Consider the following 19,405-nt stretch of genomic DNA (forward strand, 5'->3'; position numbering starts at 1 on the left):
TCCCGTCCCCCTCGAATGGCGGAAGCGCAACATCCGTCCGGGGAGGGGCACATGACCCACGTACACGACGACGTACAGGACCACTCCGAAGAACTCCGCGCCGCGGCCCGCCACTTCGGCCGCCGCCGGTTCCTCACCGTCTCGGGCGCCGCGGCCGCGCTCGCCTTCGCCACCCAGCTGCCCGCGGCCGGCGCCGCGGCCGCCGCCGAACTCGACGGCCGGCGTGTCGGCGAGTACCCGTTCAGCCTGGGGGTGGCCTCGGGCGACCCCCAGCCCGGCTCCGTACTCCTGTGGACCCGGCTCGCACCCCGGCCCTTCGAGCCCGGCGGCGGACTGCCCGCGCGCCGGGTCGGGGTCCGCTGGGAGCTCGCCCACGACGAGCGCTTCACCCGGATCGCCCGGCGCGGCCTGGCCACGGCACACCCCGAGTTCCGCCACGCGATACACGTCGAGGTCGAGCACCTCTCCCCGGGCCGCGTGTACTTCTACCGCTTCCGCGTCGGCGAGTGGACCAGCCCGGTCGGCCGCACCCGCACCGCCCCCGACCTGGGCGCCCACAACACGGCCCTCAAGCTGGCCGCCGTCTCCTGCCAGGCGTACCACGACGGCTACTTCACGGCCTACCGCCACCTCGCGGACGAGGACCTCGACGTCGTCTTCCACCTCGGCGACTACCTGTACGAGTACGCCGTGAACGCCACCGGCGGCGCCCGCGCCTACACCGACCGCGTCCTCCCGGCCGTCTTCAACCGCGAGACGGTCACCCTGGAGGACTACCGGCTGCGCTACGGCCTCTACAAGTCCGACCCCGACCTGCGGGCCGCGCACGCCGCCCACCCCTTCGTCGTCACCTGGGACGACCACGAGACCGAGAACAACTACGCGGGCGGCATCCCCGAGAACGGCGTCCCGCCCGAGGAGTTCCTGCTCCGCCGCGCCTCCGCCTACCGCGCCTACTGGGAGCACCAGCCGCTGCGGGCGCCCCAGCGGCCCGAGGGTCCCGACATGCGGATGTACCGGCGGCTGCGCTTCGGGCGGCTCGCCCAGTTCGACATCCTCGACACCCGCCAGTACCGCTCCGACCAGGCCTACGGGGACGGCTGGCACGTCCCGGGCCCCGTGCTCGACGACCCGGCGCGCACCCTGACCGGCGCCGAGCAGGAACGCTGGCTGCTTGCCGGCTGGCGCGCCTCGCGGGCCCGCTGGAACGTGCTGCCGCAACAGGTGGTGTTCTCCGAGCGCCGCGACCGGCCCACCGCCGACTACACGGTCTCCATGGACGCCTGGGACGGGTACGCGGCCTCCCGGCGGCGGGTCCTCGCGGGCGCCGAGGCCGCGGGCGTCGAGAACCTGATGGTGCTGACCGGCGACGTCCACGTCGGCATCGGCCTCGACATCAAGGCCGACTTCCGCGACCCGGGCTCCAGGACCGTCGGCACCGAGATCGTCACCACCTCGATCGCCAGCGGGAAGAACGGCGCCGACCGCCCGTCCAACTACGACCGGATCACCCAGGCCAACCCGCACGTGAAGCTCTACAGCGGGCGGCGCGGCTACGTGACGGTGGCGCTCGGGACGGAGAGCGCCCGTGCCGACTTCCGTACGGTCCCGTACGTGACGGCCCCGGGCGCCCCCGTCACCACGGCCGGCTCCCTCGTCACGGAAGCAGGCGACCCCGGTCTCAGGCCTGCGTGACGAGCGCCTCCCGAGGCTCTTCCCGCCGGTCCTCCTGCGGGTAGCGGACGCCGATGCGGTCCCGTACCGCGTCGAGCGTCCGCATCACCGCGAGCGAGCCGTCGAGCGGCACGAGCGCCGACTCCGTCGCGCCCGCCCGCAGGCAGCGCATGACCTCGGCGGCCTCGTGCCGGAGGGAGTGCGGATCGTCCTCGTTGACGAACTCCTCCGGCTCCTCGCCGTCGCGGTGCAGCGTGAACCGCTCGGGGAAAAAGAAGCCGCGCGGTACGTCGATCCGGCCGAGGGTGCCCGTCACGGACGCCGTCAGCGGGGTGTCCGCGACGAGCGAGCAGGACAGCAGGGCCGAGGCGCCCTTGTCCGACCAGCCGAGCAACATGCTGGTGTTGACGTCCACGCCCAGCGGCGAGAGCAGCGCGTGCGCCTGGACGGAGTCCGGCTCACCGAGGAGCAGCTGCGCGAACGACACCGGGTACACGCCCAGGTCGAGCAGCGCCCCGCCGCCCACCGCCGGGTCGAGGAGCCGGTGATCCGCGGGGAACGGGCCCGCGAGCCCGAAGTCCGCCTGCACCGTGCGGATCTCGCCGATCGCCCCGTCGCGGACCAGCTCGACGAGCCGCCCGATGAGCGGGTTGCAGTACATCCACATGGCCTCCATGAGGAAGAGACCACGGTCCCGGGAGAGAGTGACGAGTTCCTCCGCCTCCCCGGCGTTCAGCGTGAGAGCCTTCTCGCAGAGCACCGCCTTGCCCGCCTCCAGGGCGAGGCCGGCCGCCTCCCGGTGGGCGTGGTGCGGAGTGGCCACGTACACCACGTCGACGTCCTCGTCGGCGAAGAGCCCGGCCCACTCCCCGTACGCCCGCGGGATCCCGAACCGGTCGGCGAAGGCCTTCGCCGACGCCTCGGTGCGGGACGCCACGGCGACGATCTCCGCGCCGTCGAGCGTCGCGACGTCCGTCGTGAACCGCTCCGCTATGCCGCCCGTCGCCAGGATTCCCCAGCGCACCTTCTGACTCATGTTCCCCACCCGTCCCACAGAGGTCTCGACCATGCCGATCGAGCTGAGAGCATAGGCAAGGATTCAACGAAATGGAGCAGTCGATGCCGGAGAGCGGCCACAAAACGACACAAGGACACATAACCGATACCGCCCCCGAGACCAGCACCGGCCCGGTGACCACCACCGGCCCGGTGACCGCCACCGGCCCGGAGACCGCCACCGCCGGCACGGCGAAGGCCGCCGACGCGACCGCCGCACGAAGGACCGGGCTGCTCGTCACCCTCGTGCTCGGCGGGCTCACCGCCCTCCCCCCGCTCTCCATGGACATGTACCTCCCGGCCCTGCCGGAGGTCACCGGAGCGCTGCACGCCCCCGCCGCCACGATCCAGCTCACCCTCACCGCCTGCCTCGCCGGCATGGCCCTCGGGCAGCTCGTCGTCGGCCCCATGAGCGACAAGTGGGGACGCCGCCGCCCCCTGCTCATCGGCATGATCGTGTACGTCGTCGCCACCGCGTTCTGCGCGCTCGCCCCCACCGCCGGACTCCTCATCGGCTTCCGGCTGCTCCAGGGCCTCGCGGGCGCCGCCGGCATCGTCATCGCCCGCGCCGTCGTCCGCGACCTGTACGACGGCGTCGAGATGGCCCGCTTCTTCTCCACCCTCATGCTGATCTCCGGCGTCGCCCCGATCATCGCGCCCCTCATCGGCGGTCAGATCATGCGGCTCACCGACTGGCGGGGCGTCTTCCACGTCCTCACCCTGATCGGCGTGCTCCTCACCGTCGTCGTCTGGCGCTTCCTCGGCGAGACCCTTCCGCCCGAGCGGCGTCACGAGGGCGGCGTCGGCGAAGCCCTGCGCACCATGAGGGGCCTGCTCGCCGACCGGGTCTTCACCGGCTACATGCTGACCGGCGGACTCGCCTTCGCGGCCCTCTTCGCCTACATCTCGGCCTCGCCGTTCGTCGTCCAGGAGATCTACGGAGCCTCCCCGCAGACCTTCAGCCTGCTCTTCGGGATCAACTCGATCGGGCTCGTCGCCGTCGGCCAGATCAACGGCAAGCTCCTCATCGGCCGCGTCAGCCTCGACAAGGCGCTCGGCTGGGGCCTCGGGATCATCCTCCTCGCCGCCCTCGCGCTGCTCCTCATGACCAGCGGCGTCTTCGGCGAGGTCGGGCTCGTGCCCGTGGCCGCCGGACTCTTCGTCCTGATGTCCGCGATGGGCCTCGCCATGCCGAACACCAACGCCCAGGCCCTGATGCGCACCCCGCACGCCGCCGGGTCCGCCTCCGCGCTCCTCGGCACCACGTCGTTCCTCGTCGGCGCCATCGCCTCCCCGCTCGTCGGCATCGCGGGCGAGCACACGGCCGTCCCGATGGCGGTCGTCCAGCTCACCTGCGCCGTCCTGGCCGTCACCTGCTTCCTCGGCCTGTGCCGCCCGTGGCGGACCACCGACAAGGCGGCGGTCGCGGGCGCCTGACAGGCAGGCGGCCACGGGCGTCCGGCGGGACGGTGCCGGGCGGGTCCCTGGGTGTCCCGGGGGTCAGTACCCCCGGCTCCCGGTCTCGCCGAGGGCCTGGACCTGGCTGGCCTGGACCACGGCGGAGTGCCGCACGTTGTCGGGCAGGACGTCGCTCGCGACGATGTGCGCCACGACGGTGCCCAGGCGCATGACCACGACGTCGACGTCGACCTCGTCGTCCCGGACCGCCTCGGTCTCGTCGGCCCCGGAGTCCACGGTCTTCTGCTGCCAGCGGCCGCCGGAGGAGGCGTCCGCCTTCCGCCACCGGTCCACCTGGCCCTTCATCGCCGCCTTCGCCTGATCGGCCGTCTCGAACGAGAAGAGCCGGAACTCCACGCGGGCGCCGTCGGAGTTGCCCCGAGCCTCCATGTCCTTCCCGGAGGCGGCGACGAGACCCGCGCAGGAGATTCCTTCCTCCTGGGCGCAGTACTCGGCGGCCTCGCCCTCCTGGACGACGAAGGGGTCGCCGCCGACCATGACGTCGCCAACCTGGGACTCGATCGGCAGTGCGTTCAGCAGTCCGGTCGCGTCCAGCATGAGGGGCCGCGGCGCATCCGCCCCCTGCTCGCCCCCCTGCTCCGCCCCCTGCTGGTTCGCGCCGGGAACGGCCGCGGGCTTCGTGCTCCCCGGCGCCGGATCCCCCTCCGTACCGCATCCCGCCAGCGCGAACGCCAGTGCCGTCGCCACGACAGTCCCCCGTACGGCAGCCTTCACCTGAACTCCTCATGCATCCGATGACAAGTGATCAACTTGGCATGAACACCCAACATCATCGGCGGGAGATCGACCAACTCCGCAGGCCCGCACGGTCGCTCGTGGCCGCCGGTGCCCAGGAGGCGGGCTCGGCCGCCGGCCCGCGCTCCACCGCCTAAAATGTCGAGGTGAACGCCTCCGCCCCCTCCGCCGACTCCCTGCGCGCCGCCCTCGCCGGGCTCCTCGACGGGCTGCCGCCCCGCCGGGCCGCCCAGGCCGTCGAGCGGCTGATCGCCAACTACCGGGGCACCACCCCGACGGACGCCCCCGTGCTGCGCGACCGCTCCGACGTCGCCGCGTACGCCGCGTACCGGATGCCGGCGACCTTCGAGGCGGTACGGGGCGCCCTCGGCGCGCTGTGCGCGGCCATGCCCGACTGGGAACCCCGTACCCACACCGACGTCGGCGGGGGGACGGGCGCGGCGAGCTGGGCCGTCGCCGAGGCCTGGGAGGACGCGCCGCCCCGCAGCACCGTCCTCGACTGGGCGGAACCGGCCCTCGCGCTCGGCCGCGAACTCGCGGCCGGCACCCTGGACGCCGAGTGGCGCACGGCCAGGATCGGCGGCGGGCTGCGGCTCGCGGAAACGGACCTCGTCACCGTCTCGTACGTCCTCAAGGAGCTGACCGAGGCCGACCGGGCGGCGCTCGTGGCCGAGGCGGCGCGCGCGGCCAGGACCGTGGTGATCGTCGAGCCCGGCACCCCCGACGGCTACGAGCGGATCATGGCCGCCCGCACCCTCCTCGTCGACGCCGGGTTCACCGTCGCCGCCCCCTGCCCGCACAGCGGGGCCTGCCCGATCGAGCCGGGCGCGGACTGGTGCCACTTCTCGGCCCGGGTGAGCAGGTCCTCGCTGCACCGGCAGGTGAAGGGCGGCTCGCTGCCGTACGAGGACGAGAAGTACAGCTACGTGGCGGCGACCCGCGAACCGGCGGCCCCGACGGTCTCCCGCATCACCCGCAGGCCACAGATCCGCAAGGGCCTGGTGCTCCTGGAACTGTGCGGCCCCGACGGGCTCGCGCGGGAGACGGTCACCAAGCGCCACGGGCCTCTGTACAAGCAGGCCCGTGACGCCGAGTGGGGCGACTCCTGGCCCCCGGACGACGAGGGCTGAGGAGGCCGGCCGGTCGCCGGCGGGGCTCAGGACCGCTTCAGGGCCGCAGCTCCTGGGTGCAGCACTTCACGCTGCCGCCGCCCTTGAGGAATTCGCCCAGGTCCATGCCGATCGGCTCGAAGCCCCGCTCGCGCAGCGGCTCGAAGAGGCCCACCGCCGCCTGCGGGAGGAGGACGTTGAGGCCGTCGCTCACCCCGTTCAGACCGAGGGCCGCCGCGTCCGCGGCCGTCGCGATCAGGGCGTCGGGGAAGAGCCGGGCCAGCACCGCGCGGCTGCCGGGGGAGAAGGCGTCCGGGTAGTACATGATCTCGTCCCGGGCGTCGTCCAGGACGCACAGCGCGGTGTCCAGGTGGTAGTAGCGCGGGTCCACCAGCTCCAGACCGATCACCGGGCGGCCGAAGAACTCCTGCGCCTCGCCGTGGGCGAGCGGGCTGGAGCGGAAGCCGCGTCCTGCGAGGATCCAGGAGGCGGTGACGGCGAAGTCGCCCTCGCCCTCGTTCACGTGCTCCGGGACCCGTACGGCGTCGTCCGCCCAGCCGTTTCCGCGGAACCAGGACAGGTGCGCACCCGCCTCGGCCGCGCGTTCCGCGTGGGCGAACCTCGCGCCGAGGACGCGGCCGCCGACGACGGTGGCGCCGTTCGCCGCGAAGACCATGTCCGGCAGCGCCGGGTCGGGCGTGAGGAGCTCGACGGTGTGGCCGAGCGCGCGGTAGCGGTCGCGCAGGTCCTCCCACTGGGTGAGGGCGAGCGGCAGGTCGACCGGTTTCGTGGGGTCCATCCAGGGGTTGATGGAGTACGTCACCGCGAAGTGTGCGGGTGGGCACATCAGATAACGGCGGGGCGAGGACGAGCGCGGGGTGGGGCGCAATGAGGGCTCCTCACGGACGGGCGGACGTAAGAACCGGAGATCGGTGGACCCCATGTTCCGCCCTCGGAGCCCCGCACGCTGTGGACCGTTCGGGTGGTTCGGGGACCACCCGCACAGGCGAGACGTACCGTCTCGGCGCTGTTAGATTGGGGTCATGTCCGACACCAAGGCCCCCGACGCCTCCCGGCGCAGCGAGCGCTCCCGCCGCGCCATCTTCGACGCCGCCCTCGCCCTCGTCTCCGAGACCGGCTACGCCAGGACCACCATCGAGGGCATCGCCGCCCGCGCCGGCGTCGGCAAGCAGACCATCTACCGCTGGTGGCCCTCCAAGGCCGCCGTCCTCCTCGACGCCTTCCTCGACCTGGCCGCGCGGGCCAACGAAGCAGCGGGGCTGGACGCCCCCGGCGGGGAAGGGGCCGGTGAGATCCCGAACACCGGCGACCTCGCCGCCGACCTCAAGTACGTCCTGCGCGCCACCGTCGACGAGATGAACGACCCCGCCTTCGACCTCCCCACCCGCGCCCTCGCAGCCGAGGGCATCGTCGACCCCGAGCTCGGCGCCCGCTTCACCGAGGCCCTCCTCGAACCCCAGCTCCAGTACTACGCCCGCCGCATCGAGGCGGCCCAGGCCGCGGGCGACGTCGACCCCGACGCCGACCCCCGCATCGCCCTCGAACTGCTCGTCGGCCCCCTCCACCACCGCTGGGCGCACCGCACCCTGCCGCTCACCCACGGCTACGCCGACGCCCTCGTCGACCAGGTCCTGCGCGGGCTCGCCCCCCGCCCCTGACCCCGTGCGCACACCGGTTCCCCACCCCGGTTCCACACTCCGGTCACCTGAGGCGCAGGATGGTGGGACCATGGGAGGAGCCGAACGGGCGAGCATGAGCTGTGAGGGGATAGATGGGCGACGGCATCGGCCGCTACCGCGGCACGGAGAGCAAACTCGCACAGTGGCTGCGCAGGCGCCCCAAACGCACCGCGGCCGACGACGAGAACGACCGCGAGAAGCTGCTCCTGGCCGTCGCCGCCGCAGGGCTGCCCCTGGCCCCCGCCGCGTACCCCGTGGGCTACAGCTGCTCCTGTGAGCGGATCGGCTGTCCCACCCCCGGCCGGCACCCGGTCTCCTTCGCCTGGCAGACCCAGTCGACCACCGACCGCGCCCAGATCGAGCGCTGGGCCCGCAACGAGCCCGAGGCGAACTTCGTCACTTCCACCGGCATGGTCCACGACGTCCTCGACGTACCGATGGCGGCCGGCCGGGCCGCCCTGGAGCGCCTGCTCGCCGACGGCGTCGAGGTCGGGCCCGTCGCCGAGTCCGCCGACGCCGACACCCTCGGCGGGCGGATGCTCTTCTTCACCGCCACCCGCGGCACCCCCGAGGACGAGGACGAGTGGTGGCCGTGTGAGCTCGACTGCCACCCGGAGACGATGGACGAGCACCCGGGGCTGCGCTGGCACTGCCGCGGCAGCTACGTCCTCGTACCGCCCGCCCGGCTTCCCGGGGACGAGAGCGCCCATCCGGTCGTCGCCTGGCTCCGCGGCCCCGAGCACCCGCTGCCCGACCCGCTGAACCTCCTGGACACGCTCCAGGACGCCTGTGCGCGGCACGCGGCGCAGCGCGAGGCGGACGGGGACGGGGAGCACACGGCCCACGAGATCGCCTGGCCGCTGACCCGCTGACCCGCTGACCCGCTGATCTGCTGTCCGCCTGACCCAGCGGGCCGGCCGTTGAGGGCCCTACGAGCCCTGTGCGCCCACCACGCCCTGGAGCCGGCCCGTGACCGTCACCGCGTCGCGGTCCGTGCCCGCCGGCTTCACCAGGACCACCTGGTCGGACACCCACTCCTTGGTGACCGTGTTCTTGACCTCGCCGGTCAGCAGCGCCTTGACGCCCGGGTCGACCTTCGGCCGGTAGCCCGGCGCCGCCGTCTGCCGCTCGAAGTACCGGGTCGCGAAGAAGACGAGCGCGCCGCCGTCCTTCGTCCGCAGTCCGAGCGGCGCGAAGTCGCCCTGGTTCGCGGCCCGGTCGAGGTACTGGGTGGCGAGTCCCGGCCGCTTGGCCGCCTTCTGCCGCTGCTCGCGCCACGCCGTCGTGTGCGGCCCCGCCGCGAACGTCCCCGGCCGCCCGTCCTTCAGGAACGAGGCGTACTGCCCGCCGAGGTCCTGGGGCGCGACCGCGTAAGCGTCGCTGTCCGCCTCGACCGGCACCGCGTACCCGTCCTCCTCGGCGAACTCCGGCACCTCGGAGGGGGTGAGGATCACCAGGTGGGCGACCTCCCACAGCTGCTGCGGCCCGTTGCGGACGAAGACCAGGATCCAGCGCTGGTCCTCGGAGCCCGCGGCGTCCCGGTTGGCGTCGGTGTCCGCGAGGAACCAGCGCGGCCAGCCCGCCTTGCGGGGCAGGACGAACCGCGCGTCCGTCAGTTCGAGGGGCTGGTGATTCGGGTTGCCGCCCGGGCTCGTGACCGCCCCCGCGCGCAGGCCCGCCTGGTTGATCTCCCCGAGCGGACCGGTGACCCGGCCCGCGACGAGGGCCGGGTCGTACGCCTTGTCGGCCCGGTTGTAGGCGCTCGTGAAGTCGGCGAGTGCCTGCGCGGCCTCGGCCTTCGTCGCCGGCGGCATCAGGGCGAGCTCGCCGTGCACCGTCACACAGCCGCTCGCCGTCAGGGCGAGGGCGGTCGCGGCCGCCGTCGCCGCAAGGAGCCTCACAGGCCGTGCCGACCACCGCTCAAGCGGTCGTCCCGGCGCTCGCCTCAGCGTCAGCCTTCTCATCGGTCGCCTTCTGCTTCTTCACCCGCGCGGACGGACCCGACCCTATCGGGGCCAGGAACAGCGCGAGCGTCGGGACCAGATACAGCGCCCACACCGTGACCTGAAGGACCGTCGGGTCCGGCTGGAAGTTGAAGACGCCCTTGAGGAGCGTGCCGTACCAGCTGTCCGGCGGGATCGTCGCCGAGACGTCGAAGGCCTTGTTCGCGAGGCCGTCGAGGAAGCGGGCCTCCTGGAGGTCGTGCACGCCGTACGCGAGCACCCCTGCCGCCACCACGACCAGCATCCCGCCGGTCCAGGTGAAGAACCTCGCCAGGTCGATCCTGAGCGCGCCCCGGTAGAACAGCCAGCCGAGCAGCACCGCCGTGAGCAGCCCGAGGAGGACCCCGGTCAGCGGCGCGTACGAGCCGTCGGACGAGGCCCGTACCGAAGCCCAGACGAAGAGGGCCGTCTCCAGGCCCTCTCGGCCCACCGCCAGGAAGGCGGTGGCGACCAGGGCCCCCGTGCCCATCCGCAGGGCCGCGTCCAGCTTGCCGTGCAGCTCGTCCCTGAGGTGCCGGGCCGTGCGCCGCATCCAGAAGACCATCCAGGTCACGAGGACGACGGCGACGATCGACAGCGTGCCGCCGAGCAGCTCCTGCGCCTCGAACGTCAGCTCCTGCGAGCCGAACTCGAGACCGGCGCCGAAGGCCAGGGACACGCCGACGGCCACGCCGACGCCGATCCAGATCGGCCTCAGGGCGTCCCGCCGGCCGGTCTTCACCAGGTACGCGATGAGGATGCAGACGACCAGACTGGCCTCAAGGCCTTCGCGCAGGCCGATCAGATAGTTGCCGAACACGCCGGTTCCCTCCCTGGGGTACCTGAGGAGTCACGAGAACAGCGCACGGCCCCACCAGTCGTCCCTGTCCCGGACGCCCGGCGGGATCGCGAACAGCGCCGAACCCACGTGCTGGATGTACTCGTTGAGGACGTCGGAGGCCAGCGAGGTCTGCACCGGGACGAAGCCGGTACGGACGTCCCGCTGGTACGCCAGGAAGAACAGGCCCGCGTCGAGCCGCCCGAGCCCGTCCGTGCCGTCGGTGAAGGAGTAGCCGCGCCGCAGGAGCGTCGCCCCGCCGTTGCTGTCCGGGTGCGCGAGCCGGACGTGCGCGTCCGGCTTCATCGCCTTCAGGAACGGCTCGTCGTGCTCCCTCGCCTTGCCGACCGCAGCGCCCTCGCGCTTGTCGCGGCCGAAGATGTCCTCCTGTTCGGCGAGCGGCGTACGGTCCCAGGTCTCGACGTTCATCCGGATGCGGCGGGCGACGAGGTACGAGCCGCCGTCCATCCAGGCGGCGCCGCCCTCGGCGTCCCTGCCGGAGACCCACACGTGCTTCGCGAGCCGCTCGGTGTCGGTGCCCGCGATGTTGCGGGTGCCGTCCTTGAAGCCGAACAGGTTGCGCGGCGTCTGGGCGTCGGGGGTCGTCGACGACGTCTTGCCGAAGCCCAGCTGGGACCAGCGCACCGCGACCTTGCCGAAGCCGATCCGCGCCAGGTTCCGGATGGCGTGCACCGCGACCTGCGGGTCGTCCGCGCACGCCTGGACGCACAGGTCACCGCCGCTGCGCGCCGGATCCAGGTTGTCGCCGGGGAACCTGGGCAGCTCCACCAGCGCCCCGGGCCGCTTGTCCTTCAGCCCGAAGCGCCCGTCGAAGAGCGTGGGGCCGAAGCCGATGGTGAGGGTGAGACGGGACGGCTTGAGGCCCAGGGCCTCGCCGGTGTCGTCGGGCGGCGCCTCCGGCAGCCCGCCGTACGCGCCGCCGCCGACCTCGGCGCCGGCCGTCATGCGCTCGGCGGCCCGTGTCCAGTCCTTGAGGAGCTGGACGACCTCGGCGCGGTCCTCCGTCCGCACGTCGAAGGCCGCGAAGTGCAGCCGGTCCTGCACGGGAGTGGCGATGCCGGCCTGGTGCGTGCCGTGGAACGGCACGGCGGAGCCGCCGTCGGCGACCGGGACGGGGGCGTCCCCGTCAGCGGCCAGCAGGGCCGCGCCGCCTGCCGCGGCGGCGAGCCCGGCACCGCCCAGGGCGATCACCGTACGGCGGGAGGGCGCCGTGGCTTCGGCTTCCCTGTCGTCCTCGGACATGTCCCCGTCCTTCCGTGAAGGCTCGACTACTTGACGACGGCGGCGGCGAGCTTGGAGAGCGGCTCGGCCAGCGCGTTGACGCCGTCCGACAGCTCCTTGCGCTCGGCCGGGCCGACCTTGTCGTACGAGGTGAAGACGTAGCTGTTCTTGTCCGTGCGGTACTTGTCGAGCAGCGTGTTCAGCGCGGCGAACTGCTTGTCCAGTTCGGCCACGAGCTTCGCGTCGTTCTTCGCGGCGACCGGCTTGAGCAGCTCGAAGGACTTCTGCGCGCCCTCGACGTTGGCCTTGAAGTCGACGAGGTCGGTGTGGGAGTAGCGCTCCTCCTCGCCGGTGACCTTGCCGGTGGCGACCTCGTCCAGGAGCTCCTTGGCGCCGTTGGCCATGGAGGTCGGGGTGATCTCGGCCTTGCCGACCCGCTTCACCCAGTCCGCGAGGTCCTTGTCGAGGGTGTCGGCGAGGGTCTTCTCGGCGGCGCCGATCTTCTTGTCCTGCCAGAGCGCCTTCTCCAGGCGGTGCCAGCCGGTCCAGTCCTTCGCCGGGTCCTGACCCGCTTCGAGGCCGTCCTCGCGGACGTCGACCTTGGGGTCGATGTCGCCGAAGGACTCGGCGACGGGCTCGGTGCGCTCCCAGCCGATGCGGGACTCGGCGTAGGCCTTCTTCGCGGCCTCGATGTCACCGGCGCGGACGGCGTCGGTGAAGACCTTCACCTTGGGGAGGGTCGCGTCGGCCTGCGCCTGGACGTACTGGCGGTAGGCGGCGACGGCCGCGTCCATGCCGGGCGAACGCGGGACGGACGAGGCGCCGGCGCCGGTGGCCCTGACCTGCTGGCGGATGCCCGCCCCCGTCATGCCGGGCTTGCAGACGATCGCGTAGTCGCCGGGCTTGATCTCGGCGGTGACGGTGGCCTTGGTGCTGGGGCCGATGTTCTCGCGCTCGGTGACGATCCGGTCGTCCGGGTAGAGGACGTAGACCTCGGTGACCTTCGAGCCGCGGTTCTCGACGGCGAGCCTGACGTGGCCGGCCGGGAAGTCCTTCTTCGACACCTCGCAGGAGTCGTCCTTGGCGACGACGGTGATCGTGCCGTCCTCCCCCTTGGCGTCGCTCTTCTCGGTGCAGCCCGTGACGGCGGTCAGAGCGGCCGCGGTCGCGGCGGCGGTGACGACGGAGAGGCGGACGGCTCGCATGAGGGCTCCAGGAAGGCGGGGTGCGGGGCAGAGGGCAGGGCTGAGGACGTGCTCGGTACGGGGGCGGTGCGGGGCCGAGGCGGACCCAACTTAGCCGTGGCTTACCTAAGAAAGGGTCAACAGTCGGTCAAGCACCCGGAACCGTCCTTTTCGGTACGACGAGGGGGACCCCGGTCCGCGGGTGCGGGAACACCTCCACCGGCTGCCGGTACACCCGGCCGAGCAGCTCCTCGTCGAGGACCTCCGACGGCGGCCCGTCCGCCGCGACCCGGCCGCCGTGCACGATCGCGACCCGGTCGGCATGGGCCGCGGCGAGCCCCAGGTCGTGCAGCACCACCACCACCGCGGCCCCGGCCGCCGCGCGTTCACGGCAGAGCCGGAGCACCAGTTCCTGATGGCGCAGGTCGAGCGCGGCCGTCGGCTCGTCGAGGAGCAGCAGCCCCGTCCGCTGGGCGAGCACCCGGGCCAGGGCGACCCGGGCCCGTTCGCCGCCCGACAGCGCCAGGAAGGGGCGGGCGGCGAACCCCGTCACCTCGGCCGCCGCCATGGCCTCCGCCACGGCCGCCTCGTCCTCGTCCTCCCGGTCCGTCCCCGCCCACGGGGCCCGGCCCATCCGCACCACGTCGGCGACCGGGAAGGGGAAGGACAGCGCGGCCGCCTGCGGCAGCACGGCGCGGCGCAGGGCGAGTTCGGGCGCGGTCCAGGCGCCGACCGGCCGGTCCCCGATCCGTACCTCCCCCGCGTCCGGGACGAGGTCCCCCGCGAGGACGCCGAGCAGCGTCGACTTGCCGGCCCCGTTCGGCCCGGCGAGCGCGAGCACCTCCCCGGCCCGCACCGTGAGCCCGGCCCCGTCGAGCACCGGCCGCCGCCCGAGCGCGATCCGCGCGCCGACGACCTCCGCGACGAGGCCGCCGGCCGGGACGGGGACGGGGAGGGTGCGCGTACGACCCCTGAGACCGCCCCTTCCGAGAACGGCGCGGATCATGCCCAACCACCTTGCTTGCGACGGGTCCTGCGCAGCAGCCAGAAGAAGAACGGGCTGCCGATGAGGGCGGTGAGCACGCCCAGCGGGAGTTCGGCCGGAGCGGCGATCGTCCGGGCCGCCAGATCGCCCGCGGTGAGCGCGACCGCTCCGCCGAGCGCGCTGCCCGGGATCAGGAAGCGGTGACCGGGCCCGTTCGCCATCCGCAGCACGTGCGGGACGACGAGGCCGACGAAGGTGACGATCCCGGAGACCGCGACCGCCGCCGCGGTGAGCAGCGCCACGACCAGGATCAGGGCGATCCTGAGCCGTTCCACGTCCACGCCCAGGTGGCGCGCGGGCCGTTCGCCGAGCGCGAGCAGGTCGAGGCGGCGGGCGTGGAAGGGGGCGACCGCCAGGCCGACCAGCGCGCACGGCAGGACGGCGAGGACCTTGGGCCAGGTGGCCTGGGCGAGCGAACCCAGCTGCCAGAAGGTGATCTGGCTGATCTGCGCGTCGTCGGCGAAGAAGAGGAACAGGCCGATCAGGGCGCCCGCGAAGGCGGTCACCGCGATACCGGTGAGGATCAGCGTCACCACCTCGGTCCGGCCGCCCGAGCGGGACATCGCGTAGACGAGGAGCACGGTGACGAGGCCGCCGGCGAAGGCGCAGACGGACACGGTCCAGTTGCCGAGGAAGGTGAGCCCGAGCACGACCGCGCCGACCGCGCCGACGGCGGCTCCCGAGGAGATGCCGATGACGCCCGGCTCGGCGAGCGGGTTGCCGAACACGCCCTGCATCAGGGCGCCCGCGCAGCCGAGGGAGGCGCCGACGAGGACGGCGAGGACGACCCGGGGGAGCCGGATGTTCCACAGGACGCTCTCGGCCGTGCGGTCGAGCGCGTGCCCGCCGAGCCCGATCCGGTGCTGTACGGAGGAGAGGACGTCCCCGAGCGGGATCCCGTACGCCCCGGTCCCGGCGGAGAGCAGGGCGAGCAGGAGCAGGGCGGCGAGCAGGCCCGCGGTGAGGGGGGTGGCGGTGGAGCGGCGCCGGGGGGCGGCTTCGGCGGTCCGGGGTGAGTCGGGTGAGTCGGGTGAGCCGTGGGTGCCGCGTGTGTCGGTGGCCTCCGGGTTCTCCGGGCTCTCTCGGCTTTCCCGGCTTGCCCGACTCTCCGCGGCGCCCGGAGTCTTCTGGAGCGTCGTCACTTCTTCTCCCCGTACAACTGACCGACCAGGGACTTCAGCACCTGGTCGGTGCGCGGGCCGTAGTTGAGGAGGACGCCGTCGTCGACGGTGACGACCCGGCGGTCGGCCCCCGCCGGGGTCTCCGCGACGCCCGGGACCTCGACCAGGCCGTCGATCCCGCCGACGGAGGCGAGGCCCTTGCTCATGACGAGGATCGCGTCGGGCGCGGCCTTGGCCAGGGCTTCGCTGGTGATCGGGGTGAAGTCCTTCGTCAGGCCCGACTCCTTGCCAGCGTCGACCGCTCCCGCCGCTTCGAGGAGGGAGCTCGCGCCGGACCCGGCCCCTCCGAGGAGGTAGACGGCGGCCGAGCCGCGTACGTACAGGAAGGCCACCCGCGGCTTCTCCTCGCGGGCCGGAATCCCCTTCCGTACGGCGTCGATCCGTTCCCGGGTGCGCTTCCCGAGCGCGCTGCCGGAGTCCGGTACCCCGAGGGCGGCGGCGACGGCGTCGATCCGGGTGCCGACGTCGGCGAGTCCCTTCGCGGGCTTCACGACCACGACCGGGACGCCCGCGTCCCGGATCTGCGCGACGGCCTCGGCGGGCCCCGTGGTGCTCTCGGTGAGGACCAGGGTGGGCCGGAGCGAGAGCACGCTCTCGGCGGAGACGTCATGGGCCCGGGTCACCACCGGGAGGTCCGCGGCCTGTTCGAAGGTGGCGGTGATGTCGCGGGCGACGACCCGGCCGCCGAGGCCGAGGGTGAAGACGATCTCGCTGAGGCCGCCGCTGAGCGGCACGATCCGCTCGGTGGAGGTGACGGTGACCGTGCGTCCGTCGGCCGAGGGGACGGTGACGGGCAGTCGGGGCGAGGCGGGGGCGGCGAGCGGCTCGACCCGGTCGGGGGCGGCGGCGGTTCCGGTGGCGGCGCCGACGGGGGCCGAGCCGCCGCTGCCTCCTCGGCCGGGGGCGCCCCCGCTTCCGTTTCCGCAGCCGGTCGCCGCGAAGGCGAGGGCGAGCACTGCTGTCAGCGCTCCCGCGAGGCGAGTTCTGCGCACCGGGCACCGTCCTGTCGTTCGTTTCCTTCGATGTGACTTAGGTTAGCCTTACCTTACTAGTCAGTCCTCGGAGGGGTTCCATGCCGCTGCCCAGACCTGCCCGCGCGCTTGCCGTGACCCTGTTCGCGGCCCTGCTCGCCGCCCTCGTCCCGGCCGGTGCCGCCCACGCGGAGAGCCGCACGGTGCAGGGCGGACGGCTGGACTGGGGCATCAAGTCCTCCTTCCAGAGCTACGTCACCGGGCCCATCGCGCAAGGGAGTTACGGACTCACCGGCGGAGCCGCCACCGTCGGCGGCGGCCAGTTCCGCTTCCACTCCGCACAGGGCTCGTACGACCCGGAGAGCGGCGCCTTCGAGGCCGCCTTCTCCGGCGGCGTCCGCTTCACCGGCCACCGCAAGGCGGACGGCACCGACGAGCTGGACCTCACCATCAGTCGCCCCCGGGTCCGGATCCAGGGCGGACAGGGCACCCTCTACGCCGACATGGCGAGCAAGGCCAAGGGCAGCGGCAAGGTGACCGTCACCGCCCGGGTGCCGCTCGCCACCCTGAACCTCGGCGGCATCGACATGCGGGGCGGCGGCAGCCCCGTCGCGCTCGCCGGGGTACCCGCCACCCTCACCGCGCAGGGCGCCGCCGCCTTCGCCGGCTACTACCCGGCCGGCACCCCGCTCGACCCCGTCTCCCTCACGGTCGACGTCACGTCCCCTCAGCGGAAGCCGACCTCCGCACCGCCGGCCGTCGAGCCGACCGCCAAGCCCGCCGCGACCGCCTCGGCAACCGCGGGCGCGGCCCTCGGGAGCCTGCGCACCGCGGCCGTCGACTGGGGGGTGCGCCGCACCTTCCGCGAGTACGTCACCGGCGCCGTCTCCGAGGGGAAGTGGACCCTCGCCGGCGGCGCCCAGGACGGCGGCGCGCTCTTCCGCTTCCCGAGCGGCAAGGGCACGTACGACCCGGAGAAGGGAACCCTGGACGCCGCGTTCTCGGGCGGTGTCCGCTTCACCGGCGCCCATCTGGACCTCACGCTCGACCGGATCACCGTGAAGGTGAGCGGTGGCACCGGCACCCTCGGCGCCGACGTGACCAGCGCGGGGAAGACCGAGAAGGCCGTTCCCCTCGTCACCTTCGCCGCCCCGGACCTCGCCCCGAAGAACGGCCTCGCCGCCGTCGCCGAGGCCCCCGCCACCCTCACCGAGGGCGGCGCCAGGGCCTTCGGCGGGATGTACAGGGCCGGGACCGCGATGGACCCGGTGTCCCTGGCCGTCGCCGTCGACACACAGGCCCAGCTGCCCCCGCTCCCGGACCTCGGCAGCGAGACCACGCCGTCCGCCGCCCCCTCGAAGCGGGCCGCCCCCTCCGCCGCGACCGCCGCGACCTCCGACTCCTCCACCGGCGTGTACGCCGCGATCGGCGCCGTCGTGCTCCTCGGCGCCGTGCTCGCGGTCCTCACCGCCGTACGTCGTCGCCGTACCGGCACCCCCACGCACTGACACTCCCCGCGCACCCCCCTCGCGCCCGCGTCCCACCTAGGAGAACCACCGTCATGGCCACCTTCTCGCGCCGTTCCGTCACCCGGGCCGCCGCCGTCACCACGGCCGCCGCCCTCGGTACGGGCGCCCTCGCCCTCGCCCTGCCCGCCGCCGCCGACACCGCGCCGCCGCCCCCGATGACGCTGAGCGACGGCACCCTCGACTGGGGCATCAAGCAGTCCTTCCGCTCGTACCTGGCGCAGCCCTTCGCCCACGGCAAGACCACCGTCGAAGGGGGTGCCACGCAGGCCGCGAACCACGGGGTCTTCACCTTCGTCGACGGCACCGGCACCTACGACACGACCACCCACGGCACCGCCAACTCCTTCAAGGGCGGCGTCCACTTCGAAGCCCACTCGGGCGTCCTCGACATCCGGATCTCGGACGTCAGGCTGTCCACGAAGGGCTCGGCGGCGCCGACCGGCGAGATCACCGCCGACATCGTCACCAAGGAGAAGGACGGCTCCTTCAGCACCCGCCAGGACATCGCCTTCGCCGCCCTCGACATGGCCGGCGTCCGACCGGCCCAGGGTGCGGGCGGCGCCATGGTGTTCAAGGACATACCGGCGAAGCTGACGAAGGACGGCGCGGCGGCGTTCGCGGGCTTCTACAAGGAGGGCGACGCGCTCGACGCCGCCACGCTGACGGTGAAGGCGGGCGGCAGGCCGACCACCGCGCCCCCGACGACCGCCCCGCCGACGACCCCGCCCCCGACCACCGCGCCTCCCACGACCGCCCCTCCGACGACGGCGACGCCGACCACCGCGCCCGCCACCACGGCGCCGCCGACCACCGCGCCGACGAGCCCCGCCCCCACCACCACCGCTCCCGCCGGTGTCGTCGACGGCAGGCTGACCTGGGGGGTGAAGCAGAGCTGGCAGAACTACATCCGCGACATCTGCGGCGGCACGGTCACCCCCTCCGGGGGCGTGACGAGGAACGGCTCGTCCTACGACTTCGGCTACGCCAAGGCGGACCTCGACGCCGACGCCCGCAAGCTGGACGCGGCGTTCACCGGCGAGCTCGCCTTCGCCTGCGCCGCGCACGGCATCGACTGGACCATCGGCGACGTCAAGGTGAAGGCGACGGGCTCCTCCGGCACCCTGACCGCCGACGTCACCACCGCCACCGGCACCAGGAACGACGTGGCCTTCGCCGACCTCGACCTGTCGAAGGCCGACTGGACGGGCCGCGGAGGGGTCGTCACCCTCGCGAACGTCCCGGCGAAGCTGACGGCGGCCGGCTCCGCCACCTTCACCGCCCCGGGCGGCCGGGGCGGTTACCCCGCCGGCACCGTCATGGACCCGCTGACCGTGACCCTCTCGGCCGACGAGGACGCCCCGCTGCCCACCGCCTCCGGCGGCCCGTCCACCCCGGGCGGCTCCGGCGCCACCGGCGGATCCGGTACGGCCGGCGGCTCGTCCACCACGGGCGGCGGCGGAACCGTCGGAGGCGCGGGCACGGTCGGCGGCTCCGGTACGGCCGGCGGTTCCGCCGCCCTCGCCGCCACCGGCTCCGGCACCCCGACCGGTCTCCTGCTCGGCGCCTCCGGGCTGCTCGCCGCCGCCGGCGCGGCCGTCGTCGTCGCCGTACGCCGCCGCGCGATGGAGTCCTGAGCCGTCACCGCCCGGCAGACAGGGCCGCACCCCGGAAACGGCGGTG

General features: G+C 73.5%; 16 protein-coding genes and 1 pseudogene. 7 read left to right on the forward strand and 10 right to left on the reverse strand.

The features are described 5' to 3' along the window. Positions 1-51 precede the first annotated feature (51 nt). Complete coding sequence (locus tag IO20_RS0100865) at positions 52-1,695, forward strand: alkaline phosphatase D family protein (RefSeq protein WP_030547684.1); 1,644 nt, start codon at positions 52-54, stop codon at positions 1,693-1,695. On the opposite strand, the gene IO20_RS0100870 is transcribed toward IO20_RS0100865, so the two are convergent. Beyond that, positions 1,682-2,710: a Gfo/Idh/MocA family protein gene (locus IO20_RS0100870; RefSeq protein WP_169749502.1), complete on the reverse strand. Its 1,029-nt coding sequence runs from the start codon at positions 2,708-2,710 to the stop codon at positions 1,682-1,684. The two genes, IO20_RS0100865 and IO20_RS0100870, sit on opposite strands and share 14 nt — an antisense overlap. Positions 2,711-2,793: 83 nt before the next feature. Between IO20_RS0100870 and IO20_RS0100875 the strand changes: the two genes are divergently transcribed. Beyond that, a complete protein-coding gene (locus tag IO20_RS0100875; protein WP_030547680.1) occupies positions 2,794-4,167 on the forward strand; it encodes a multidrug effflux MFS transporter in 1,374 nt (457 codons plus the stop codon). Between the two features lie 63 nt (positions 4,168-4,230). On the opposite strand, the gene IO20_RS0100880 is transcribed toward IO20_RS0100875, so the two are convergent. Next, the gene (locus IO20_RS0100880; RefSeq protein ID WP_157854993.1) at positions 4,231-4,923 is read right to left on the reverse strand and encodes a hypothetical protein; all 693 of its coding nucleotides are present in this window, start codon (positions 4,921-4,923) and stop codon (positions 4,231-4,233) included. A gap of 167 nt (positions 4,924-5,090) precedes the next feature. On the opposite strand from IO20_RS0100880, the gene IO20_RS0100885 reads away from it, so the two are divergent. Continuing rightward, positions 5,091-6,074 (forward strand): small ribosomal subunit Rsm22 family protein, encoded by a 984-nt coding sequence (locus IO20_RS0100885; RefSeq protein WP_030547676.1) that lies wholly within the window; start codon positions 5,091-5,093, stop codon positions 6,072-6,074. Between the two features lie 37 nt (positions 6,075-6,111). Here IO20_RS0100885 and ddaH read toward each other — a convergent pair whose 3' ends face one another. Then, positions 6,112-6,942 carry a dimethylargininase gene (gene ddaH, locus IO20_RS0100890; RefSeq protein ID WP_342668730.1) on the reverse strand — a complete coding sequence of 277 codons (831 nt, stop codon included), beginning with the start codon at positions 6,940-6,942 and terminating at the stop codon, positions 6,112-6,114. Positions 6,943-7,096: 154 nt separating this feature from the next. Between ddaH and IO20_RS0100895 the strand changes: the two genes are divergently transcribed. Together IO20_RS0100895 and IO20_RS0100900 are read left to right on the forward strand one after the other, a co-directional pair. Further along, complete coding sequence (locus IO20_RS0100895; RefSeq protein ID WP_030547672.1) at positions 7,097-7,732, forward strand: TetR/AcrR family transcriptional regulator; 636 nt, start codon at positions 7,097-7,099, stop codon at positions 7,730-7,732. A 113-nt stretch (positions 7,733-7,845) separates the two neighbouring features. After that, complete coding sequence (locus IO20_RS0100900; RefSeq protein ID WP_030547669.1) at positions 7,846-8,625, forward strand: bifunctional DNA primase/polymerase; 780 nt, start codon at positions 7,846-7,848, stop codon at positions 8,623-8,625. A gap of 57 nt (positions 8,626-8,682) precedes the next feature. Here the strand turns inward: IO20_RS0100900 and IO20_RS0100905 are convergent, their stop codons facing one another. The 7 genes and pseudogenes from IO20_RS0100905 to IO20_RS0100935 form a co-directional block, all read right to left on the reverse strand. Then, positions 8,683-9,717: an SCO2278 family lipoprotein gene (locus IO20_RS0100905; protein ID WP_051874319.1), complete on the reverse strand. Its 1,035-nt coding sequence runs from the start codon at positions 9,715-9,717 to the stop codon at positions 8,683-8,685. Continuing rightward, entirely contained in the window at positions 9,674-10,555 is an 882-nt protein-coding gene (efeU, locus tag IO20_RS0100910; protein ID WP_030547665.1) for an iron uptake transporter permease EfeU, read from the reverse strand. Before efeU ends, IO20_RS0100905 begins: the two co-directional genes overlap by 44 nt. A 30-nt stretch (positions 10,556-10,585) precedes the next feature. Beyond that, positions 10,586-11,836 carry an iron uptake transporter deferrochelatase/peroxidase subunit gene (gene efeB / locus IO20_RS0100915; protein WP_030547663.1) on the reverse strand — a complete coding sequence of 417 codons (1,251 nt, stop codon included), beginning with the start codon at positions 11,834-11,836 and terminating at the stop codon, positions 10,586-10,588. 26 nt (positions 11,837-11,862) lie between these two features. Then, the gene (gene efeO, locus IO20_RS0100920) at positions 11,863-13,020 is read right to left on the reverse strand and encodes an iron uptake system protein EfeO (RefSeq protein ID WP_030547662.1); all 1,158 of its coding nucleotides are present in this window, start codon (positions 13,018-13,020) and stop codon (positions 11,863-11,865) included. A 127-nt stretch (positions 13,021-13,147) separates the two neighbouring features. Then, positions 13,148-13,924, reverse strand: a pseudogene (locus IO20_RS0100925) (heme ABC transporter ATP-binding protein); the annotation flags it as partial. Between the two features lie 77 nt (positions 13,925-14,001). Beyond that, the gene (locus tag IO20_RS0100930) at positions 14,002-15,186 is read right to left on the reverse strand and encodes a FecCD family ABC transporter permease (protein ID WP_078945882.1); all 1,185 of its coding nucleotides are present in this window, start codon (positions 15,184-15,186) and stop codon (positions 14,002-14,004) included. Continuing rightward, positions 15,183-16,217 (reverse strand): heme/hemin ABC transporter substrate-binding protein, encoded by a 1,035-nt coding sequence (locus IO20_RS0100935; protein ID WP_030547656.1) that lies wholly within the window; start codon positions 16,215-16,217, stop codon positions 15,183-15,185. The genes IO20_RS0100930 and IO20_RS0100935 overlap by 4 nt, the downstream gene beginning before the upstream one ends. Positions 16,218-16,297: 80 nt before the next feature. Between IO20_RS0100935 and IO20_RS0100940 the strand changes: the two genes are divergently transcribed. Both IO20_RS0100940 and IO20_RS0100945 read left to right on the forward strand, forming a co-directional pair. Then, positions 16,298-17,704 carry an HtaA domain-containing protein gene (locus tag IO20_RS0100940; protein WP_030547653.1) on the forward strand — a complete coding sequence of 469 codons (1,407 nt, stop codon included), beginning with the start codon at positions 16,298-16,300 and terminating at the stop codon, positions 17,702-17,704. 53 nt (positions 17,705-17,757) lie between these two features. Further along, positions 17,758-19,359, forward strand: a complete 1,602-nt coding sequence (locus tag IO20_RS0100945) for an HtaA domain-containing protein (protein ID WP_030547651.1) — start codon at positions 17,758-17,760, stop codon at positions 19,357-19,359. Positions 19,360-19,405 lie beyond the last annotated feature (46 nt).

Origin of the sequence: Streptomyces exfoliatus, from assembly GCF_000725545.1 — a bacterium.
Lineage (GTDB): Bacteria > Actinomycetota > Actinomycetes > Streptomycetales > Streptomycetaceae > Streptomyces > Streptomyces exfoliatus.

What these genes read in the sequence shown, in the direction of transcription:
- IO20_RS0100865 (WP_030547684.1), top strand. Translation starts at nt 52, where the DNA reads ATGACCCACGTACACGACGACGTACAGGACCACTCCGAAGAACTCCGC.
- IO20_RS0100870 (WP_169749502.1), bottom strand. Translation starts at nt 2,710, where the DNA reads ATGAGTCAGAAGGTGCGCTGGGGAATCCTGGCGACGGGCGGCATAGCG.
- IO20_RS0100875 (WP_030547680.1), top strand. Translation starts at nt 2,794, where the DNA reads ATGCCGGAGAGCGGCCACAAAACGACACAAGGACACATAACCGATACC.
- IO20_RS0100895 (WP_030547672.1), top strand. Translation starts at nt 7,097, where the DNA reads ATGTCCGACACCAAGGCCCCCGACGCCTCCCGGCGCAGCGAGCGCTCC.
- IO20_RS0100900 (WP_030547669.1), top strand. Translation starts at nt 7,846, where the DNA reads ATGGGCGACGGCATCGGCCGCTACCGCGGCACGGAGAGCAAACTCGCA.
- IO20_RS0100905 (WP_051874319.1), bottom strand. Translation starts at nt 9,717, where the DNA reads ATGAGAAGGCTGACGCTGAGGCGAGCGCCGGGACGACCGCTTGAGCGG.
- efeB (WP_030547663.1), bottom strand. Translation starts at nt 11,836, where the DNA reads ATGTCCGAGGACGACAGGGAAGCCGAAGCCACGGCGCCCTCCCGCCGT.
- efeO (WP_030547662.1), bottom strand. Translation starts at nt 13,020, where the DNA reads ATGCGAGCCGTCCGCCTCTCCGTCGTCACCGCCGCCGCGACCGCGGCC.
- IO20_RS0100940 (WP_030547653.1), top strand. Translation starts at nt 16,298, where the DNA reads ATGCCGCTGCCCAGACCTGCCCGCGCGCTTGCCGTGACCCTGTTCGCG.
- IO20_RS0100945 (WP_030547651.1), top strand. Translation starts at nt 17,758, where the DNA reads ATGGCCACCTTCTCGCGCCGTTCCGTCACCCGGGCCGCCGCCGTCACC.